The sequence below is a fragment of the Microcoleus sp. Pol12A5 genome, from assembly GCF_036701435.1.
In the GTDB taxonomy this organism is placed as follows: domain Bacteria; phylum Cyanobacteriota; class Cyanobacteriia; order Cyanobacteriales; family Microcoleaceae; genus Microcoleus.
In genome coordinates this window covers 1-14839 of the sequence record NZ_JAUBQU010000028.1, presented here as the reverse complement: position 1 = coordinate 14839, position 14839 = coordinate 1, and the positions used below count along the sequence as shown (strand labels likewise).

Sequence of the window (14839 nt, the reverse complement as noted above, 5' to 3'; positions counted from 1 at the left end):
TGAGCTAAAAAGTTGTTAAACAAACAACGGTACTTATGTCGAAGGCCAGCGAGTCCAATCACCCCTATCCACTGCTGGTTGTCATTGTTAACTACCGAACCTCTAGTTTGACAATTGACTGCTTGCGCTCTCTAGTTAGCGAAGTTCAATCGCTGCCCGGTATGCGAGTTGTAGTTGGCGACAATGCTTCAGGCGATCGCTCAGTCGAAGAAATTAGTAGTGCGATCGCCTCAGAAGGCTGGAATGAATGGGCATCCTTCGTTCCCCTAGACCGTAACGGCGGATTTGCCTTCGGCAACAACGCCCTGATCCGTCCCGCCCTCCAATCCACCAATCCCCCCCCTTACTTCCTGCTGCTCAACCCCGACACCATAGTTCGCCCCGGTGCCTTAAAAACCCTCGTCGATTTCATGGACACTCATCCGGAAGCCGGCATCGCCGGCAGCCGCTTGGAAGACCCCGACGGCACGCCCCAGGAGTCAGCTTTTCGGTTTCACAACATTTTGACCGAACTCGATTTTGGTTGGCGGACAGGCTTTATATCTAAGTTATTAGCCAACTGGGTCGCAGCGCCTCCCATTTCCCAAGAAACCTGTCAAACTGATTGGGTAGCTGGAGCCAGCATGATCGTCCGTCGCGAAGTATTTGAAAAGATTGGCTTGATGGATGAAGCTTATTTCATGTACTGCGAAGAAATGGACTTTTGCTTGCAAGCGAACAAAGCTGGCTGGAGTTGCTGGTACGTACCCGAAAGTCGCGTTGTCCACTTAGTCGGGCAAAGCTCAGGCGTCACTGACACCAAAAAGCCCGCCAAGAGGCTGCCTACCTATTGGTTTGATTCACGGCGTAGGTACTTTATCAAAAACTACGGCTTGGTTTACACAGCATTAACTGATGTATCCTGGGCTTCTGGTTTTGCAGCCTGGAGGGTGCGCCGCGTACTTCAAGGCAAACCCGATGGCGATCCACCACAATTACTGAGGGATTTTGTATTAAATAGTGTATTTTTTAAGGGGGGTAAGATTCAAAAATCCAAAAACTTTTAAAGGGAGTTGGTAAATCGGTCAAAGCCAACTAAACTAGGTTGACCTAGGCAAGCAAAATATTTTATGATGCAGCCGAGAAATTAGTATTATCGAGCGATAAAACCGGATTGATCCTTCCTCAAAAACCTGATAGACCCATTAATATCGTCGGCATCTAGCAATAGAGTAAACAAGCAATAGTGTCAATTAGAGCTTATGGTAACTGAGCAAAACTTAATCACCAGTGAAAATCAAGTAGAAGACCCCGCCCTGGGACTGTGGCAGCAAATTAAAGAAGACTGGATTGCTCATGGTCGAGATTGGACAAAACCGGGATTTCGCGCCGTAGCAGTGCAGCGTTTTGGCGTCTGGAGAATGCAAATAGAACCGAAATTACTTCGGGCACCTTTGAGCATTCTTTATCGCTCCCTCTACCGAAAAGTCCGCAATAGTTACGGGATAGACTTGCCTTACACTGTGAAGCTCGGTCGTCGCGTGGTGATCGAACATCAAAACGCTATTATTATTCACGGATATTGTACGATCGGCGACGACTGCATTATCCGCCAAGGTGTAACTTTGGGAAACCGCTATTTGGACAAACCGCTAGAATCCCCTCAATTGGGCGATCGGGTTAACGTCGGCGCTGGTGCAAAAATCCTCGGCAAGGTCAACCTAGGAGACGACGTAAATATTGGTGCCAATGCTGTAGTTTTATCAGATATTCCAGCCGGTCAAACTGCCGTTGGTATCCCTGCCAAAATTATCAAATCCCGACCTGCTGAAAACAACGCTTAAATCATTTTCTTCATTATGGCTTATGCTATAACTCTGCGGAGATTCAATAAATCTTCCTAGTCAAGTTAGAGATTCATCTTAAGATAAACCGCACAAATAGGCACAATTGTCTACATCATCAAAAAATTGCACAAACAATGGTTGAGTCAATCACTAAGTCAATCATTTCTGCTACAGAACCAGACTGGAGCCGCGAAAAACTTAGCAAGTGGTGGGAACCCAGTCGCCAACTGCTCAAATCTATCCGCAACTATCAAAAGTGGCAGCAGCAGGGTGGAATTGGAGGATATATTTTATGCCGTTGGAACGTGATCCAGCATCGATTTTGGAGCGTTGTCACTGCAACAGACATCCCTTTGAACTGCCAAATACAAGGAGGACTGCTGCTGACTCATCCTAATGGCGTTGTCATTCATCCCAGTGCTTCCATTGGCCCTAACTGTCTGATTCTTCAGCAGGTGACAATTGTTGCTGATGTCAAAATCGGCGGTCATGTCGATATTGGTGCAGGAGCTAAAATTATTCGCTCCGTAACGATCGGCGATCATGCTTTGATTGGTGCTAATGCTGTGGTGATTTGTGATGTGCCACCGGGTGCAACCGCAGTGGGAATTCCCGCAAAAATCATCGAAAAAAAAAACCAGGAAGTCTGAAAAATAATTTCTAGAAGTCGCAGAAAAATTATGAAATTAGCTGGACTTTTATTAAAATATAAAACGAACTACTCAGTAGTCGCTTTCAAGAGGTAAAACTTGAAATAAATTGGATTATTTGCTAACAGCTAGGATTTGGGATTTAAAATTAAATAAAAAACCTGTGGCTTTCAGTCGCGGGAGCGTCCAAAAGCTCAAGTTTTCTCCCTCACTTTTCAAGCTGGTTTCAATTTTTCGAGTACCAAATCAGCGCGCCGCCGTGCCACTTTTTCCCACGTAAATTCCTGTGCCCGCTCGCGGGCAGATTTACTCATCCGAAGCCGCAAATCGGCACAACCAGCTAACTGTTGCAAGCCTGTCACTAGCGCTTCTTCATCATAGGGCGAAACAATTATGCCATCTTTGCCATCTCGGACAACGCCACCCGCTCCCATAGGTGAAGTTAAAACTGGCAAACCGTTAGCCATCGCTTCATAAGTAACGAGCGGGCTGCCTTCTTCCAAACTGGGAAAGGCAAAAAAGTCAGCTTCGCGATAAGCAAGGGCAATATCCCTAGTGTAATCCCTATGAATTACATCTGAGCGTGCTAAAATGCTGCTGCAAGTTTCAGCAATTGCTGGCTCCATACTTCCGCAAAGCATTAGTCTGCCTTTAATTCCTGCTTTTTCCCAAGCCCGCAACAGTAAATGAGCTCCTTTTCTGACGCAAACGCTGCCCGCAAAGATAACAGTAATCGTGTTTGATACTGGCTTGTCGCTCACAAAAGGCGGGAAGCGCTTGGGAGACCACCCGTAACTGGTAAGGATCAGTTTATGTTCGGGAACTCCCGCTCCCATAAAAGATTTTTTCACCTCGGGGCTCGGACAAAAGATGAAATCAGCCAAACTAATTTGTTCATCCTCTTCCTGAATGGTATCGGTAGTAATTGGGTGTTGGGGATCGATTCCCAAGCGATGGTAAGCATCATCAATAATAAATTTAGCCGGCTTTGTATAGCAGTTGATCCGCTCCAAAAGAATGGGTGTGCTTTCCTGTTTAACTTTCCTAAAGGTTTCGATCGAAGTGTTAGGCCACAAGTAAATTGCATCAAAATCCTTAACATCTCTGAGGAAAAGCTTTTCTGTACAATTTCTAGGTCTGTCAGCGCTGCGGTAATATAGCCATTTGAAGTATCTGGGTACAGCTTCAACAAGATTCGGTCTGCGACATGAGGGATCGCAATTCGGAACAATCATGCGGACTTTAAAGTCAGGGTAATTCCACTGTTCGCAGAGTGAAAAAAATGTATGGCTGGCTCCCAGGTTCGTACAGTAAAGTGCGAAGAAAGAACTTAAATTTAGCATTGTTAACTAAGCTCTACTCAACATGATCTGTGTGGCTCTTACTACAGAATAGGTTAGAGGCAGTTTAACACTAAAAACCGCAGATTAAGGTAAGTTAACAATATAAAGATATTGTAAACTTACCTTAAGTGTCACTAAAATATTAAAATAGCAACTCGCGAGTCGAATTCAAGAGGTAAAGGTTGAAACAAATGGGATTAGTGGCGATCGGACGAAATGAAGGGCAGCGCCTCCGCCAATGCCTAGTCTCCGCCACAGACAAAGTTGCCCGCGTCGTCTATGTCGATTCCGGCTCAACAGACGGTAGCCTAGAGTTAGCCCGATCGATTGGAGCCGATACAGTAGAACTAGACTTATCTATACCGTTTACCGCAGCACGTGCCAGAAACGAAGGCTTTGCCCGCTTGCTGGAATTAGGGCCAGACATCGAATTTGTCCAATTTGTGGACGGTGACTGCGAAGTAGTTGATGGATGGATCGATCGAGCCTACAGCGAACTCGTAGCCAAACCAGACGTAGCAGCAGTATGCGGGCGCAGGCGTGAACGATACCCCGAAGCAAGCATCTACAACCAATTGTGCGACATCGAGTGGGATACGCCCATCGGCGAAACCAAAGCCTGCGGTGGCGACTCCATGATGCGCGTAGCAGCATTTGAGCAAGTCGAAGGTTTCAATCCCACACTAATAGCCGGCGAAGAACCCGAACTGTGCTTGCGGCTGCGCCAAAAAGGTTGGAAAATTCTTCGTTTAGACGCAGAAATGACCCTGCACGATGCGCAAATGACGAGTTTCGCACAGTGGTGGAAGCGGGCTCAAAGAGCGGGTCACGCCTATGCCGAAGGCTCCTGGCTCCACGGCAGTGAACCAGAGCGCCATTGGGTTAAAGAAACACGCAGCACATGGTTTTGGGGCTTAGTCTTGCCAGCCCTAGCCTTGGCAATGACATGGCCGACAAAAGGCTGGAGCTTGTTACTATTGAGTGGCTACCCCTTAGCAACCTATCGCACCTATAACTATTATATAAAGCATCGGTACCTCACAACTAAAGAGGCAGCCATCTACGCTTTGTCATGTGTATTAGCCAAATTTCCCCAGCTACAAGGTCAAATCCAGTTTCACCAGCGCCGATTGCTGGGGCAGCAGAGCAAGCTAATCGAATACAAAACCACCAAGTCTATTAATTCAGCCAGCTAGAATTACAGCTAACATCCCAGAAAGTCCACCCCTGAGTAGTAAACAAATGAGCGATCAAAAATTAAAAGTTTTACTAATTGTAGAGCAGTGCAATCCTGACTGGGCATCAGTACCTTTGGTGGGCTACAACTTTTTTCAACAAATAAACAATTTAGTTGATGCAACACTCGTTACCCATATTAGAAATAAACCAGCTCTTGAAAAACATCCAGAATACGAAAAAATATTCTACCTTGAGGAAGGAAAGTTAACCAAACAATATTATAAGATAGTTGAAAAAATTACCGCCAACGGGCGCGTAAATTGGCCTCTTTATAATGCATTGAGTTACCCAATTTATGAAGAATTCAATCAACAAGTATATCAAAAATTTAAAGGAAAAATCCTCAACGGAGATTATGACATAGTTCATGCAATTACCCCGATGATGCCGCGGTATCCGTTTAAGGTAGTCAGTGTGTGCCAGCAGACTCCTTTTATTCTAGGACCTGTGAATGGGGGCATACCCTTTCCACCAGGTTTTCAAGAAACTGCCAGACAAGAATTTGCTCAATTCAACTTTTTGAGAGCAGTTGGTCGAGCATTAATTCCAGGTTATGTAGAAACTTACAAAAAAGCAGACAAAATCTTAGCAGGTTCAACCTATACTTTAAATATGCTCAAGGATTTGTTTGCAATCCCCGATCAAAGAATTGCTTTGTTCTACGAAAATGGCATTTCGGAGAAATTTTTAAATCCGACAAATATCATTGATAAAGATGTCAGCCAGATCAATTTGCTTTTTGTGGGTCGATTAGTTCCTTACAAATGCGCCGATATTGTCATTGAGTCTATTGGGAAATTAGATCAGGCAATTCAAAATAAAATACGCTTAACCATAGTAGGAGAGGGTTCAGAAAGAAATAACTTGGAAAACAGAGTTAAGGAACTTAATTTAGGGGAAATAATCAGCTTTGCGGGATGGGTAAATCAACAAGAAACTCTGGATTACTACAGGAAAGCAGATATTTTTTGCTTCCCTTCGATCCGAGAGTTCGGCGGCGCAGTGGTAATGGAAGCTATGGCTTGTGGGCTTCCCTGCATCGTTGCCAATAATGGCGGTATTGGTGAATACGTGAATGAAGAAACTGGTTTTAAGATAGAGCCGATTTCTAGAGAGTATCTCACCAAGGAGTTGACAAGTAAAATTAAGCTGTTGGTCGAAGACGATCGTCTGCGGGAACGTATGTCAGCTAAGGCGATCGAAAAAGCCAGAGAATTTGCGTGGGAAAGCAAAGCCATAAAAATCGTCGAGATTTACGAAAAAATGCTCGGTGAGAAAAGTGTTAGTGCATAGACATAGTAGAACGGTATTGTTTAGTTAAAAAATAGAAAGCAGGTACGAAATGAAGGCAAAAATTGGATACTTTATTCCACAATTTCCAGGCCAAACACACATATTTTTGTGGCGGGAGCGACAATTTCTTGCAGATCTGGGAATTGAAACAGATTTAGTATCAACTCAACCGCCCCCCAGAGCGATCGCTTCTCACGTATGGGCAGAAGAAGCTCAAAAAAATACTGTTTATCTATTTCCCTTTGCTGCGAAAGATTTTATTAACTCATTCCTAGAGCTTCTCAAAGCTGGTCCCGGTGCATGGTGGCAATGCCTTGCAGTTATTGCCAAAGCGAGTGGCACATCCTTATCTGAAAAGGTGCGACTCTTGGCATGGATTTTTGTGGCTGGCAAACTAGCAGGGTTAACAAAAACAAAAGGTTGGTCTCACATCCACGTTCATTCCTGTGCCAATGCCGCCAATATAGCCTTATTTAACTCAATTCTTACAGGCTGTACTTACAGTATGACTCTTCACGGACCTACTCTAGAAGTGTACGGGTCAAATCAGGAACAAAAATGGAAAAATGCTGCTTTTGTGATCGTGATATCTCAACTGCTTCTCAATGATGTCAAAAATAAATTAGCGAACTTTCTTCCCAAACAATTAGCTGTTGCTCCAATGGGAGTTAATTTTGCAGAAATTAAACGCAGCAGCCCTTACACGCCTTGGCAAGAAGGAAGTCCGTGCAAGATTTTTGCTTGCGGTCGCCTCAACCCGGTGAAAGGTCACAAATACTTGGTTGAGGCGGTAGAATTGCTGCGAAATCGGGGATTTGACGTGAGGCTGCAAATTGCAGGCGAGGATGAACAAGGGGGCAGCGGATATCACCAAGAGCTACAAAAAATGATTGAAGATAAATCGATGTCCGAATGCGTGGAGCTACTTGGGGCTGTTTCGGAACAGGCAATTCGCCAAGGTCTAGAAGCAGCTCACGTTTTCGCTTTGGCAAGTTTGAATGAAGGAGTTCCGGTTGCTGTGATGGAAGCAATGGCGATGGAGGTTCCGGCGGTAGTTACTAATGTAGGCGGAACTTCTGAGCTAGTAGATGACGGCGTGGATGCTGTATTAGTCCAATCAGAAAAACCCGAAGAAATGGCAGATGCGATCGCCAATCTCCTCCAAAATCCAGAACTTGCTCTGAGTATCAGTCAGGAAGCTCGCAAAAAAATCATCGCCAAATTTAGCCACGGCCGCAGTGCAGAAACTTTAGCTCAGTGCTTGGAAAAACTTGGAATAACTAACCCGTCGTAGTGATTCCAAAGAAGAAATTTAATCCCAGAGTACATAAATCTCGTTGAGTCCCATACAAGTTATGCGAATTGTAATTGGTGCTCAGAACGCCTTAACTAAATTCGGCGGCGAGTCATTGCTGCCACTCAACTACTTTTGGATACTTCGATCGCGCCAAATAGAGACATTGTTAGTGGCGCACGCCCGCACCCAAACAGAACTCACAGAGCTGTTTCCACAAGAGCGCGATCGGATGCACTTTGTACCAGACACTTGGCTGCACCGGCTGCTTAACAATTGCGGGCGATTTATCCCTGAAAGAGTGAATGACTTTTCTTTTGGGCTTCTCACTCACTTGTACACCCAATTGCTACAGCGTCGTATTCTCCGGCGGCTGGTGAGCGAACACCAGATTGATGTTGTACGCTAACCGAAACCAGTCTCTGCAACAGTTCCTTCGTTGATGTTCGGATTGGGGGTGCCGGTAGTTATCGGTCCGATGAACACGTCGGTTAAATTTCCTCTGGCTTTTCGATCGCGCCAAAATCCTACCATTGATATTTTAATCGAGATCGGTCACCAGTGCGTCGATTTCTGCAATCGTCTGTCTTTTTCCCGGTAAAATCAAAGCCAAGACGCTGTTAGGGGGCACGATCGCACAAAGCAGGCACTTGCATCTGGGGTGCAGGGTAAAATTATTGAACTTGTGGAAAGCGGCGTGGATGTCTCGGTGTGGCGATCGGACTTTAGCTTATCAAGAGCAGCGACCGGGCAGGTTCATTTTATTTTTTTAGGCAGGCCGATCGACTGGAAAGCTGTAGATTTGCTGCTGGAAGCCTTCGCGCCCGTCGCCGCTCAAACCGATGCAGTCTTGGAAATCATCGGTGATGGGTACATCCGAGGGGAACTTGAAGCTCAAACAGCTCGTTTAGGCATCGACCGCAGCGTTGTATTTAGTGGGTGGCTGTCTCAGAAGGAGTGCGCTCTCAAAATGCAAGAAGCTGATGCAATGGTTTTCCCCAGTTTGCGGGAATGCGGCGGGGCAGTGGTGATGGAGGCAATGGCAGTAGGCTTGCCAGTCATAGCAACGAACTGGGGCGGCCCGGTAGATTATCTGAATTCCACTTGCGGTATTTTAGTAGAACCCACTTCTAAAGAAGGATTTGTCCAGGGACTGACAGATGCGATCCTCAATCTGGCTCATTCACCAGAATAGTCGCAGAGTATCGGTTGTGCGGGAGGGGAACGAGTCCGGCAGCATTTTGATTGGGAACGCAAAGTCGATCGAATACTTGAATTTATCAACAAACGATCGACGATTGCCCGAAGCATTAAGTAGCCGACCATTAAAGCATAAAGCAGCAGCTTTCACGTGGAGAGCTGCTGCTTGGGGGTGCTAAAAAAGTATGTGGCGGCCCAAAGACCCCCCTCTACATCCTAGCGATCGAAAAACGGGTTAACCCGTTTTTTGGTTAACCCGCGAGCTTGGAAACCTGCAGATCAATTAGTTTTGCACTACCAGCTTAACGTTGGCATTTTGCAAACCGCGCTGCTTGACTGCGGCCAAGGTCTTGTTAACTGCGTACTTCTGGTTGATGGAGTTGATTAACTCAGTTTGATTGTGTTTTTTGGCGACGCCCCAGAGGTCCGCAATCAGGTCAAAGGAACCATCGCTATTGCGAGACCAACCGAGGTCATATTCGCCTTCGAGAATCGCTACGATGTCGGAGCGAACGCGCTGACCGTTATAGCCACGAACATCAGCTTCTGACTTGACTGAAATGCCCAAGTCGCGCAGTGAAGCTTTCAGGATTTCGGCATCGGTGATTTTGGTACGCAGAGTGCTAAAGTGAGACATTGGATTTCCTCCTAATAAAACTGAGAGAGAAACAACAACGGTCTGGATTTAACGGTGCCGCTGGGCGGCTCTTCAATCGAACTGCTAGCTGTTGCTAGCCTTTGCTCCTGTTTGGACCAGGAGAAAGCTTTTAGAATTCCATTCGCTGGTATTCAGCGACGGAAGACGCAGCGGGCCGTGCACGCTGTCTAGCCCAATCTCTAAGGGCGGTGACCTGTTCGGTCATTGTTTTAGACAGTGGCATTGTAGATTTAATGGCCGCGATGATGTCTAGCTGCGTAAACTCTCGATCTTGAGCGAAGGCTTCGTACATTGCGGCTACTAGCGCTTGCTCAATCTCTGCACCTGAAAAGCCCTCGGAAACATTGGAAAGTTGCTCTAAATCGAAGCGAGTAATTTCCCGACGCCGCTTTGACAGGTGAATCTTAAATATATCTTGGCGTTCTTCTTTGGTTGGCAGATCCACAAAGAAGAGTTCGTCGAATCGGCCTTTCCTCAAGAATTCTCCCGGCAACCGCTCGATTCGGTTGGCTGTTGCCATTACGAAGACAGGGGAAGTCTTTTCTTGCATCCAAGTGAGGAAGGAACCGAAAATCCGGCTGGAGGTGCCTCCGTCTGAGTCGGCCGAACCAGTGCCTCCTGCAAAGGCTTTGTCTAGTTCGTCGATGAATAGGAGGGCTGGAGAGATGGATTCTGCGGTTTTGAGGGCATTGCGGAGGTTGGCTTCCGATCGACCCACCATCGAGCCGTCGTAGACTCTACCCATATCTAGCCTCAGCAGGGGCAGTCCCCAGAGGCGGGATGTGGTCTTGGCAATCAGCGATTTTCCGCATCCGGGTACGCCGAGAATTAACATCCCTTTTGGTTGGGGCAGACCGTATTCTCTAGCCCTTTCTGTAAAGGCGTTGGAACGCTGTCTCAGCCACCGCTTCAGCTCTTCTAAACCGCCGACTGCATCCAGGGTTTCGTCTTCTTCAATAAACTCTAGAATGCCGTTGCGCCGAATTAATTGCTTTTTCTCCGAAAGAACTATGTCTACTTCTTCTTCTGTGAGGCGCCCAGTCGAAACTTGGGCTTTGCGATAAACTTTTTCAGCTTCGTCCTTGGTCAATCCCAAGGCTGCTTTTAAAAGTTTTTCTCGCGCTTCTGTGGTAATGCGTCGCGATTTGGTTTGCTCCAACTGACCAGACAATACTTGGTTTAGTTCTTTCATGTCTGGCAACGCGAAGTCTAATACCACTACTTCCTTTTCTAGCTCGATCGGAATTTGCTGCAAAGGAGACATCAGTATAATTGTCTTTTGCGTTCCTTTGAAGTTGGCGATCGCATCGCGCAACCACCTCGTTACCGGAGGAGAATCTATAAAAGGATGCAAATCTTTGAAAATGTAGATGCTAGCGTTACTGTTGGGTTCTCGCTGCCTGATCACCCATTCAATTGCTGCCTCTGGCGAGACCGTGTTGTGTTGGGTGGTGGTGCGGGGTTGACCATACTCCACAATGCCGTGAGTTACAGTCCAGATAAATACTCGTCGCTGTGGTTTGGCTTGAGCTATTGTCGAAATTGCTTGCTCACACCGCTCTTCCTCGGATGTCACGAGGTAGATCAGAGGATATTGAGCTTGGATTAGAATACTGATCTCTTCTTGCATAGTCCTCGACCCACTAGAGACGGTGCTATCTTTGCTGAATCTCAATGCTGCCCTTCGCCCTCTTACTGAAAATTTCAGTTTTAGCTTTTTGGGGAAGCAAGGCATTCTTAGCAGGGAACCAATTCTTCCTCTCCCGGTTTGGCCGTGCTGGCACTGACGCCCGACACCTGCTTTACTGGAAGATCCTGTTCAGCCAATACGCTCGGCTGACTTGTTACGGATGCCAGTTCTCCATCTCGCATTACTACTGAACCCGTGCATTCTGGACAGTTGTATACCCGATGGGTTTGTCCGTAGGAGGCTTCTACTTCGTCAACCAGTTCGGGATTTCCTAGGTAGAAGACAATTGCCCTTTCTGCAATTGATGACATCGGTTCAGTTTCGACTGCGGCTCGGATTTTGAGCTGGCGATGCAGTTCTGGTGGAAGATACAATGTAACTTTTTGCTTTTCTTGCATATGACAGTGAATTGACTTACCCGGGTATGTATATCAGATTAGCCGCTTAATTCTTTGCTGTCAAGCCTCTATGCAGCTTTAGCGTCATCTTGTAATATTTCGTTACCTTTGAGGGGACTCTGGGCATTTTAACAACGAAAAACTTAGGGGTGTAGCTGATGAGGCCGAGGTGCAGTGGCAGGTAGGGGTAGCGTCAAGGACGATCGACCAACTATAAATATGAACAATAGATATATAGGAGTACGGCCAACAAATCCTTTGAGCCGCCCTCTGGGGTAAGGTGCGCCATAAACACCCAGCCCGCTCATGAGGTTACTAACTTTGGGCGTTTTTATTTTGAAACCAAACTCCCCCAAACAGTTTTTATAGCTTTAATCGTGCAAAATCCGAACGTGAAATAACCGTTTTCGGCTTTTGATCCGCCTCAGATTTAACACGCCTTGACAGCGCTAGCGCTCAGCACCCTACCGTTAGACTTTTGGGATGACATTGTGTAAGCTGTTACGCACTTAATTTTTTTTGCCCAAATGCTCGCTACAAGGACTCTAGGCTGCAAAATATTAAATTTAGATGGGTGTCAGCTTATCTTTAATAGGGCAGTGCTGGGTAATATATACTTGGATGCGGACCCGCTAACCTGAAATTTTTAATTTTAGATATCAAAGAACTGACTGATGGATTTAGACCAACAGATTCAAGCATTGATCGAAAAAGCTCCGCCCGACGGTTCGACGCCACAAATCTTAAAGGCGATCGCCCCGGCACTGGTGTTAATTGCGCAACAGCTACAGCACCTCGAATACTCGATCCTGCAAGCGGTAGACCAAAGTTGGGCGATCGTGGTTTTGAGCAATCTCAAGCAACCGGGACGGGAGAAGAGGGTGATTTATGCTTGGAACAGTCTTAAAGATGCGTCGCAGGCTGCGGCGGCTGGGGGCGATCGCCTCAGACCGGTACTTTTGCCTGTCACTCACATTTTATTTCAGATGATAGCTCTGGAAGGTCTTGACAGCATTGTTTTTTTTGAAAGTCCCGGAAATCAGGAAGTCGGGACGGAAATCCCTCGCGAGCAAGTACAGAGTTTAATTAATGTTTACTTGCAACAGTATCGATCGGCTCCACCGCCGGATATTGCCTAAACAATTTACTTCTCTATTAATTGGTAACAGGGCATTAGGCATGGGGAATTCCCCATTACCAATTCCCCATTACCAATAAAGTGTAACTTTTTAACCTCTAATAAAGCCTACTCAAAACGTATTCAGCCAAATCAATCAAAGCTTGACGGGACTCTGAATGGGGCAGCGCAGCTAAGTATTCGACGGCTTTCTGTGCGTGGTTTGTGGCTAGTTCTCGCGATCGCTCTATGCCTCTAGAATCTTCTACCAGTGCCAGGGCCTGCTCTAGATCTCCTTCTTGGGCAAATTCGCGTTCTATGAGAACTTCCAAGTAAGGTTTTTCTTCTAGGGCAAATAGTGCGGGTGCTGTCAGATTACCGCTTCTGAGATCCGAGCCTGCAGGTTTCCCCAAAGTTTCCGTTGAAGCGGTGAAATCTAATATATCATCTACTATTTGGAATGCCAAACCAATGTTCCGACCGTAGTTGTACAAATCGTCTGCTATTTCCGCTGAAACCTCGCTCAAACAGCCCGCTGCTTTGGAACTGTTGGCAATTAAAGACGCTGTTTTGTAATAACTTTTTTCTAGGTACGCTTCGATCGACAAGCTGGTGTCAAATCCATTTAGTCCCTGTTGAATTTCCCCCTCAGCTAAATCCATAATCACTTCTGAAAGCAGTTTTACTACTGGCAGGTTATCAAGATTTGCCAAATGCCAGGAAGATTGAGCAAACAGGAAGTCTCCCGCCAATACTGCCACTCGGTTGTTAAACCGACTGTGAACCGTAGGCACTCCCCGCCGCAGATCCGACTCGTCCACCACGTCATCGTGCACGAGACTAGCTGTGTGGATCATTTCCGTGATTTCAGCGAGGCGGCGGTGTTTTTCCGTGATTTCCCGATCGGGCATAGTCGCCTTGGCCATCAACAGAACGATTGCGGGTCTCACTCGTTTTCCCTTTGTGCCGAATAAGTATTCTGCAGCCGCGTACAAGATGGGATGACGGGCACCCACTAACTGTTTTAAGTTTTCTGTCAACAGTCGCAGGTCTTCTTCAACCGAGGAAAATAGGAGAGTGCTAGAGATCATGGATACGCCGACTCAAGCCGTAAAGTAACAAAATTTTACATATCATATCTTTATTTTAAGGTAATTCTCTGCAATAGAAAAGAAAAATCTAGGCGATCGGCAGTTATTTGTCATCTGCCACCCGATGGGAGTCACCCGCCTGCCAGAGGCGAGTCGCCGGCTGCCAGAGGGGTTGCCCCTATTGTATCGAATTGTTAAGGACACTGCCAAAAAATCTCTAAATCCCAGAAACCCTGTGTTATTATGGGTATTAAGGATTTAAACAATTCTATACATTAAGTACAGCCAGACTGGCAGGTAGCTTTTAGGTGCCTGTAAAAGTTTCGTAGAGCCAGCCTTGTTAGTCGATCGCAGCCAAAATTTCTGGTACAGATTTTTAGTTCCTCGCAGCTAAAATTTATCAGAAGTTAAGAGTAGCGCATCTTATGTGCACGGTAGCTCAAAGCAGCTCAAGTGGATGGTTTTAGGCTGTTTAAGCATCTGTAAAGCAGTAAATCATTATTGATGACCGGGAACGCCTAAAGGTTCCCGCAGGCTTGATATGGAAAAACAGCCTTCAGAACCAAGGCATGGTCTTGCGTGCTGACTTAATGTAGTAGGTCTTGAACTTGTCCTGCTCCTCCTCGTCCTTGACTTTTGGTTCTAATTATGATTTATCGCGATATTCCTCTAATTATTCCCATTCTGGCCGCCGGCTATGTAATGACTATTTATGTACTGCTGATGTTGGCCGAACGCAGCGCTAAAATAACTCGATTGGGCGAGTAGTGTACTGCTGGGCAGCCGAAGTCGGCAGTAGCGTCCTCGCTTCACCCTTGAGAATTCGGAATACTCCATAATAACCCTGCCTGGAATGCTTGCGCGCAAAGGCAGGGTTATTATTTACAATTACGGGCACCGCATTGCTAACAAGTTAGAAGGGAGTAGATTTTGTCAATACCTCTTAAGATAGAAATATTAGGGAATAATAATGATAATCAAATAGGGGAAAGGGTGAGAGAGTCCGCCTGTGGCGGACTCTCTCACCAGAGCACGATTAT

General features: G+C 46.3%; 15 protein-coding genes. 9 read left to right on the top strand and 6 right to left on the bottom strand.

What is annotated here, in order from left to right:
* Window positions 1–35: 35 nt before the first annotated feature.
* From QUA45_RS10270 to QUA45_RS10260, 3 genes are all read left to right on the top strand, one after another.
* Window positions 36–1046, top strand: coding sequence for a glycosyltransferase family 2 protein (locus QUA45_RS10270; RefSeq protein WP_333098358.1), 1011 nt, complete (start codon window positions 36–38; stop codon window positions 1044–1046).
* Between the two features lie 195 nt (window positions 1047–1241).
* The gene (locus QUA45_RS10265; protein WP_333098357.1) at window positions 1242–1823 is read left to right on the top strand and encodes a serine acetyltransferase; all 582 of its coding nucleotides are present in this window, start codon (window positions 1242–1244) and stop codon (window positions 1821–1823) included.
* A gap of 137 nt (window positions 1824–1960) precedes the next feature.
* Complete coding sequence (locus tag QUA45_RS10260) at window positions 1961–2476, top strand: serine acetyltransferase (RefSeq protein ID WP_333098355.1); 516 nt, start codon at window positions 1961–1963, stop codon at window positions 2474–2476.
* A gap of 215 nt (window positions 2477–2691) precedes the next feature.
* On the opposite strand, the gene QUA45_RS10255 is transcribed toward QUA45_RS10260, so the two are convergent.
* Entirely contained in the window at window positions 2692–3819 is a 1128-nt protein-coding gene (locus QUA45_RS10255) for a glycosyltransferase family 4 protein (RefSeq protein WP_333098353.1), read from the bottom strand.
* Between the two features lie 182 nt (window positions 3820–4001).
* On the opposite strand from QUA45_RS10255, the gene QUA45_RS10250 reads away from it, so the two are divergent.
* The 4 genes from QUA45_RS10250 (at window position 4002) to QUA45_RS10235 (ending at window position 8054) form a co-directional block, all read left to right on the top strand.
* Window positions 4002–5015, top strand: coding sequence for a glycosyltransferase (locus QUA45_RS10250; protein WP_333220588.1), 1014 nt, complete (start codon window positions 4002–4004; stop codon window positions 5013–5015).
* Between the two features lie 46 nt (window positions 5016–5061).
* A complete protein-coding gene (locus QUA45_RS10245) occupies window positions 5062–6351 on the top strand; it encodes a glycosyltransferase family 4 protein (RefSeq protein ID WP_333220586.1) in 1290 nt (429 codons plus the stop codon).
* Window positions 6352–6400: 49 nt separating this feature from the next.
* The gene (epsE, locus tag QUA45_RS10240; protein WP_333220585.1) at window positions 6401–7645 is read left to right on the top strand and encodes an exopolysaccharide biosynthesis GT4 family glycosyltransferase EpsE; all 1245 of its coding nucleotides are present in this window, start codon (window positions 6401–6403) and stop codon (window positions 7643–7645) included.
* 61 nt (window positions 7646–7706) lie between these two features.
* Complete coding sequence (locus tag QUA45_RS10235) at window positions 7707–8054, top strand: hypothetical protein (RefSeq protein WP_333098347.1); 348 nt, start codon at window positions 7707–7709, stop codon at window positions 8052–8054.
* Here the strand turns inward: QUA45_RS10235 and QUA45_RS10230 are convergent.
* A complete protein-coding gene (locus tag QUA45_RS10230; protein ID WP_333098345.1) occupies window positions 8051–8179 on the bottom strand; it encodes a hypothetical protein in 129 nt (42 codons plus the stop codon). The two genes, QUA45_RS10235 and QUA45_RS10230, sit on opposite strands and share 4 nt — an antisense overlap.
* 127 nt (window positions 8180–8306) lie before the next feature.
* Here QUA45_RS10230 and QUA45_RS10225 point away from each other — a divergent pair, with 127 nt between their 5' ends.
* A complete protein-coding gene (locus QUA45_RS10225; protein WP_333220583.1) occupies window positions 8307–8840 on the top strand; it encodes a glycosyltransferase family 4 protein in 534 nt (177 codons plus the stop codon).
* 288 nt (window positions 8841–9128) lie between these two features.
* Here the strand turns inward: QUA45_RS10225 and QUA45_RS10220 are convergent, their stop codons facing one another.
* The 3 genes from QUA45_RS10220 to QUA45_RS10210 form a co-directional block, all read right to left on the bottom strand.
* Window positions 9129–9482 (bottom strand): DUF1257 domain-containing protein, encoded by a 354-nt coding sequence (locus tag QUA45_RS10220; protein ID WP_006635781.1) that lies wholly within the window; start codon window positions 9480–9482, stop codon window positions 9129–9131.
* A 130-nt stretch (window positions 9483–9612) separates the two neighbouring features.
* Entirely contained in the window at window positions 9613–11133 is a 1521-nt protein-coding gene (ycf46, locus tag QUA45_RS10215; protein ID WP_006635782.1) for a stress-responsive protein Ycf46, read from the bottom strand.
* 107 nt (window positions 11134–11240) lie between these two features.
* Entirely contained in the window at window positions 11241–11591 is a 351-nt protein-coding gene (locus QUA45_RS10210) for a hypothetical protein (protein ID WP_006635783.1), read from the bottom strand.
* A 674-nt stretch (window positions 11592–12265) separates the two neighbouring features.
* Between QUA45_RS10210 and QUA45_RS10205 the strand changes: the two genes are divergently transcribed.
* Window positions 12266–12730: a hypothetical protein gene (locus QUA45_RS10205; RefSeq protein WP_006635784.1), complete on the top strand. Its 465-nt coding sequence runs from the start codon at window positions 12266–12268 to the stop codon at window positions 12728–12730.
* 97 nt (window positions 12731–12827) lie between these two features.
* On the opposite strand, the gene sds is transcribed toward QUA45_RS10205, so the two are convergent.
* Window positions 12828–13799, bottom strand: a complete 972-nt coding sequence (sds, locus tag QUA45_RS10200; RefSeq protein WP_333056988.1) for a solanesyl diphosphate synthase — start codon at window positions 13797–13799, stop codon at window positions 12828–12830.
* Window positions 13800–14839: the final 1040 nt, after the last annotated feature.

Coding starts and splice junctions, on each gene's coding strand:
- QUA45_RS10270 (WP_333098358.1), top strand. CDS start 36: ATGTCGAAGGCCAGCGAGTCCAATCACCCCTATCCACTGCTGGTTGTC.
- QUA45_RS10265 (WP_333098357.1), top strand. CDS start 1,242: ATGGTAACTGAGCAAAACTTAATCACCAGTGAAAATCAAGTAGAAGAC.
- QUA45_RS10260 (WP_333098355.1), top strand. CDS start 1,961: ATGGTTGAGTCAATCACTAAGTCAATCATTTCTGCTACAGAACCAGAC.
- QUA45_RS10255 (WP_333098353.1), bottom strand. CDS start 3,819: ATGCTAAATTTAAGTTCTTTCTTCGCACTTTACTGTACGAACCTGGGA.
- QUA45_RS10245 (WP_333220586.1), top strand. CDS start 5,062: ATGAGCGATCAAAAATTAAAAGTTTTACTAATTGTAGAGCAGTGCAAT.
- epsE (WP_333220585.1), top strand. CDS start 6,401: ATGAAGGCAAAAATTGGATACTTTATTCCACAATTTCCAGGCCAAACA.
- QUA45_RS10235 (WP_333098347.1), top strand. CDS start 7,707: ATGCGAATTGTAATTGGTGCTCAGAACGCCTTAACTAAATTCGGCGGC.
- QUA45_RS10230 (WP_333098345.1), bottom strand. CDS start 8,179: ATGGTAGGATTTTGGCGCGATCGAAAAGCCAGAGGAAATTTAACCGAC.
- QUA45_RS10220 (WP_006635781.1), bottom strand. CDS start 9,482: ATGTCTCACTTTAGCACTCTGCGTACCAAAATCACCGATGCCGAAATC.
- ycf46 (WP_006635782.1), bottom strand. CDS start 11,133: ATGCAAGAAGAGATCAGTATTCTAATCCAAGCTCAATATCCTCTGATC.
- QUA45_RS10210 (WP_006635783.1), bottom strand. CDS start 11,591: ATGCAAGAAAAGCAAAAAGTTACATTGTATCTTCCACCAGAACTGCAT.
- QUA45_RS10205 (WP_006635784.1), top strand. CDS start 12,266: ATGGATTTAGACCAACAGATTCAAGCATTGATCGAAAAAGCTCCGCCC.
- sds (WP_333056988.1), bottom strand. CDS start 13,799: ATGATCTCTAGCACTCTCCTATTTTCCTCGGTTGAAGAAGACCTGCGA.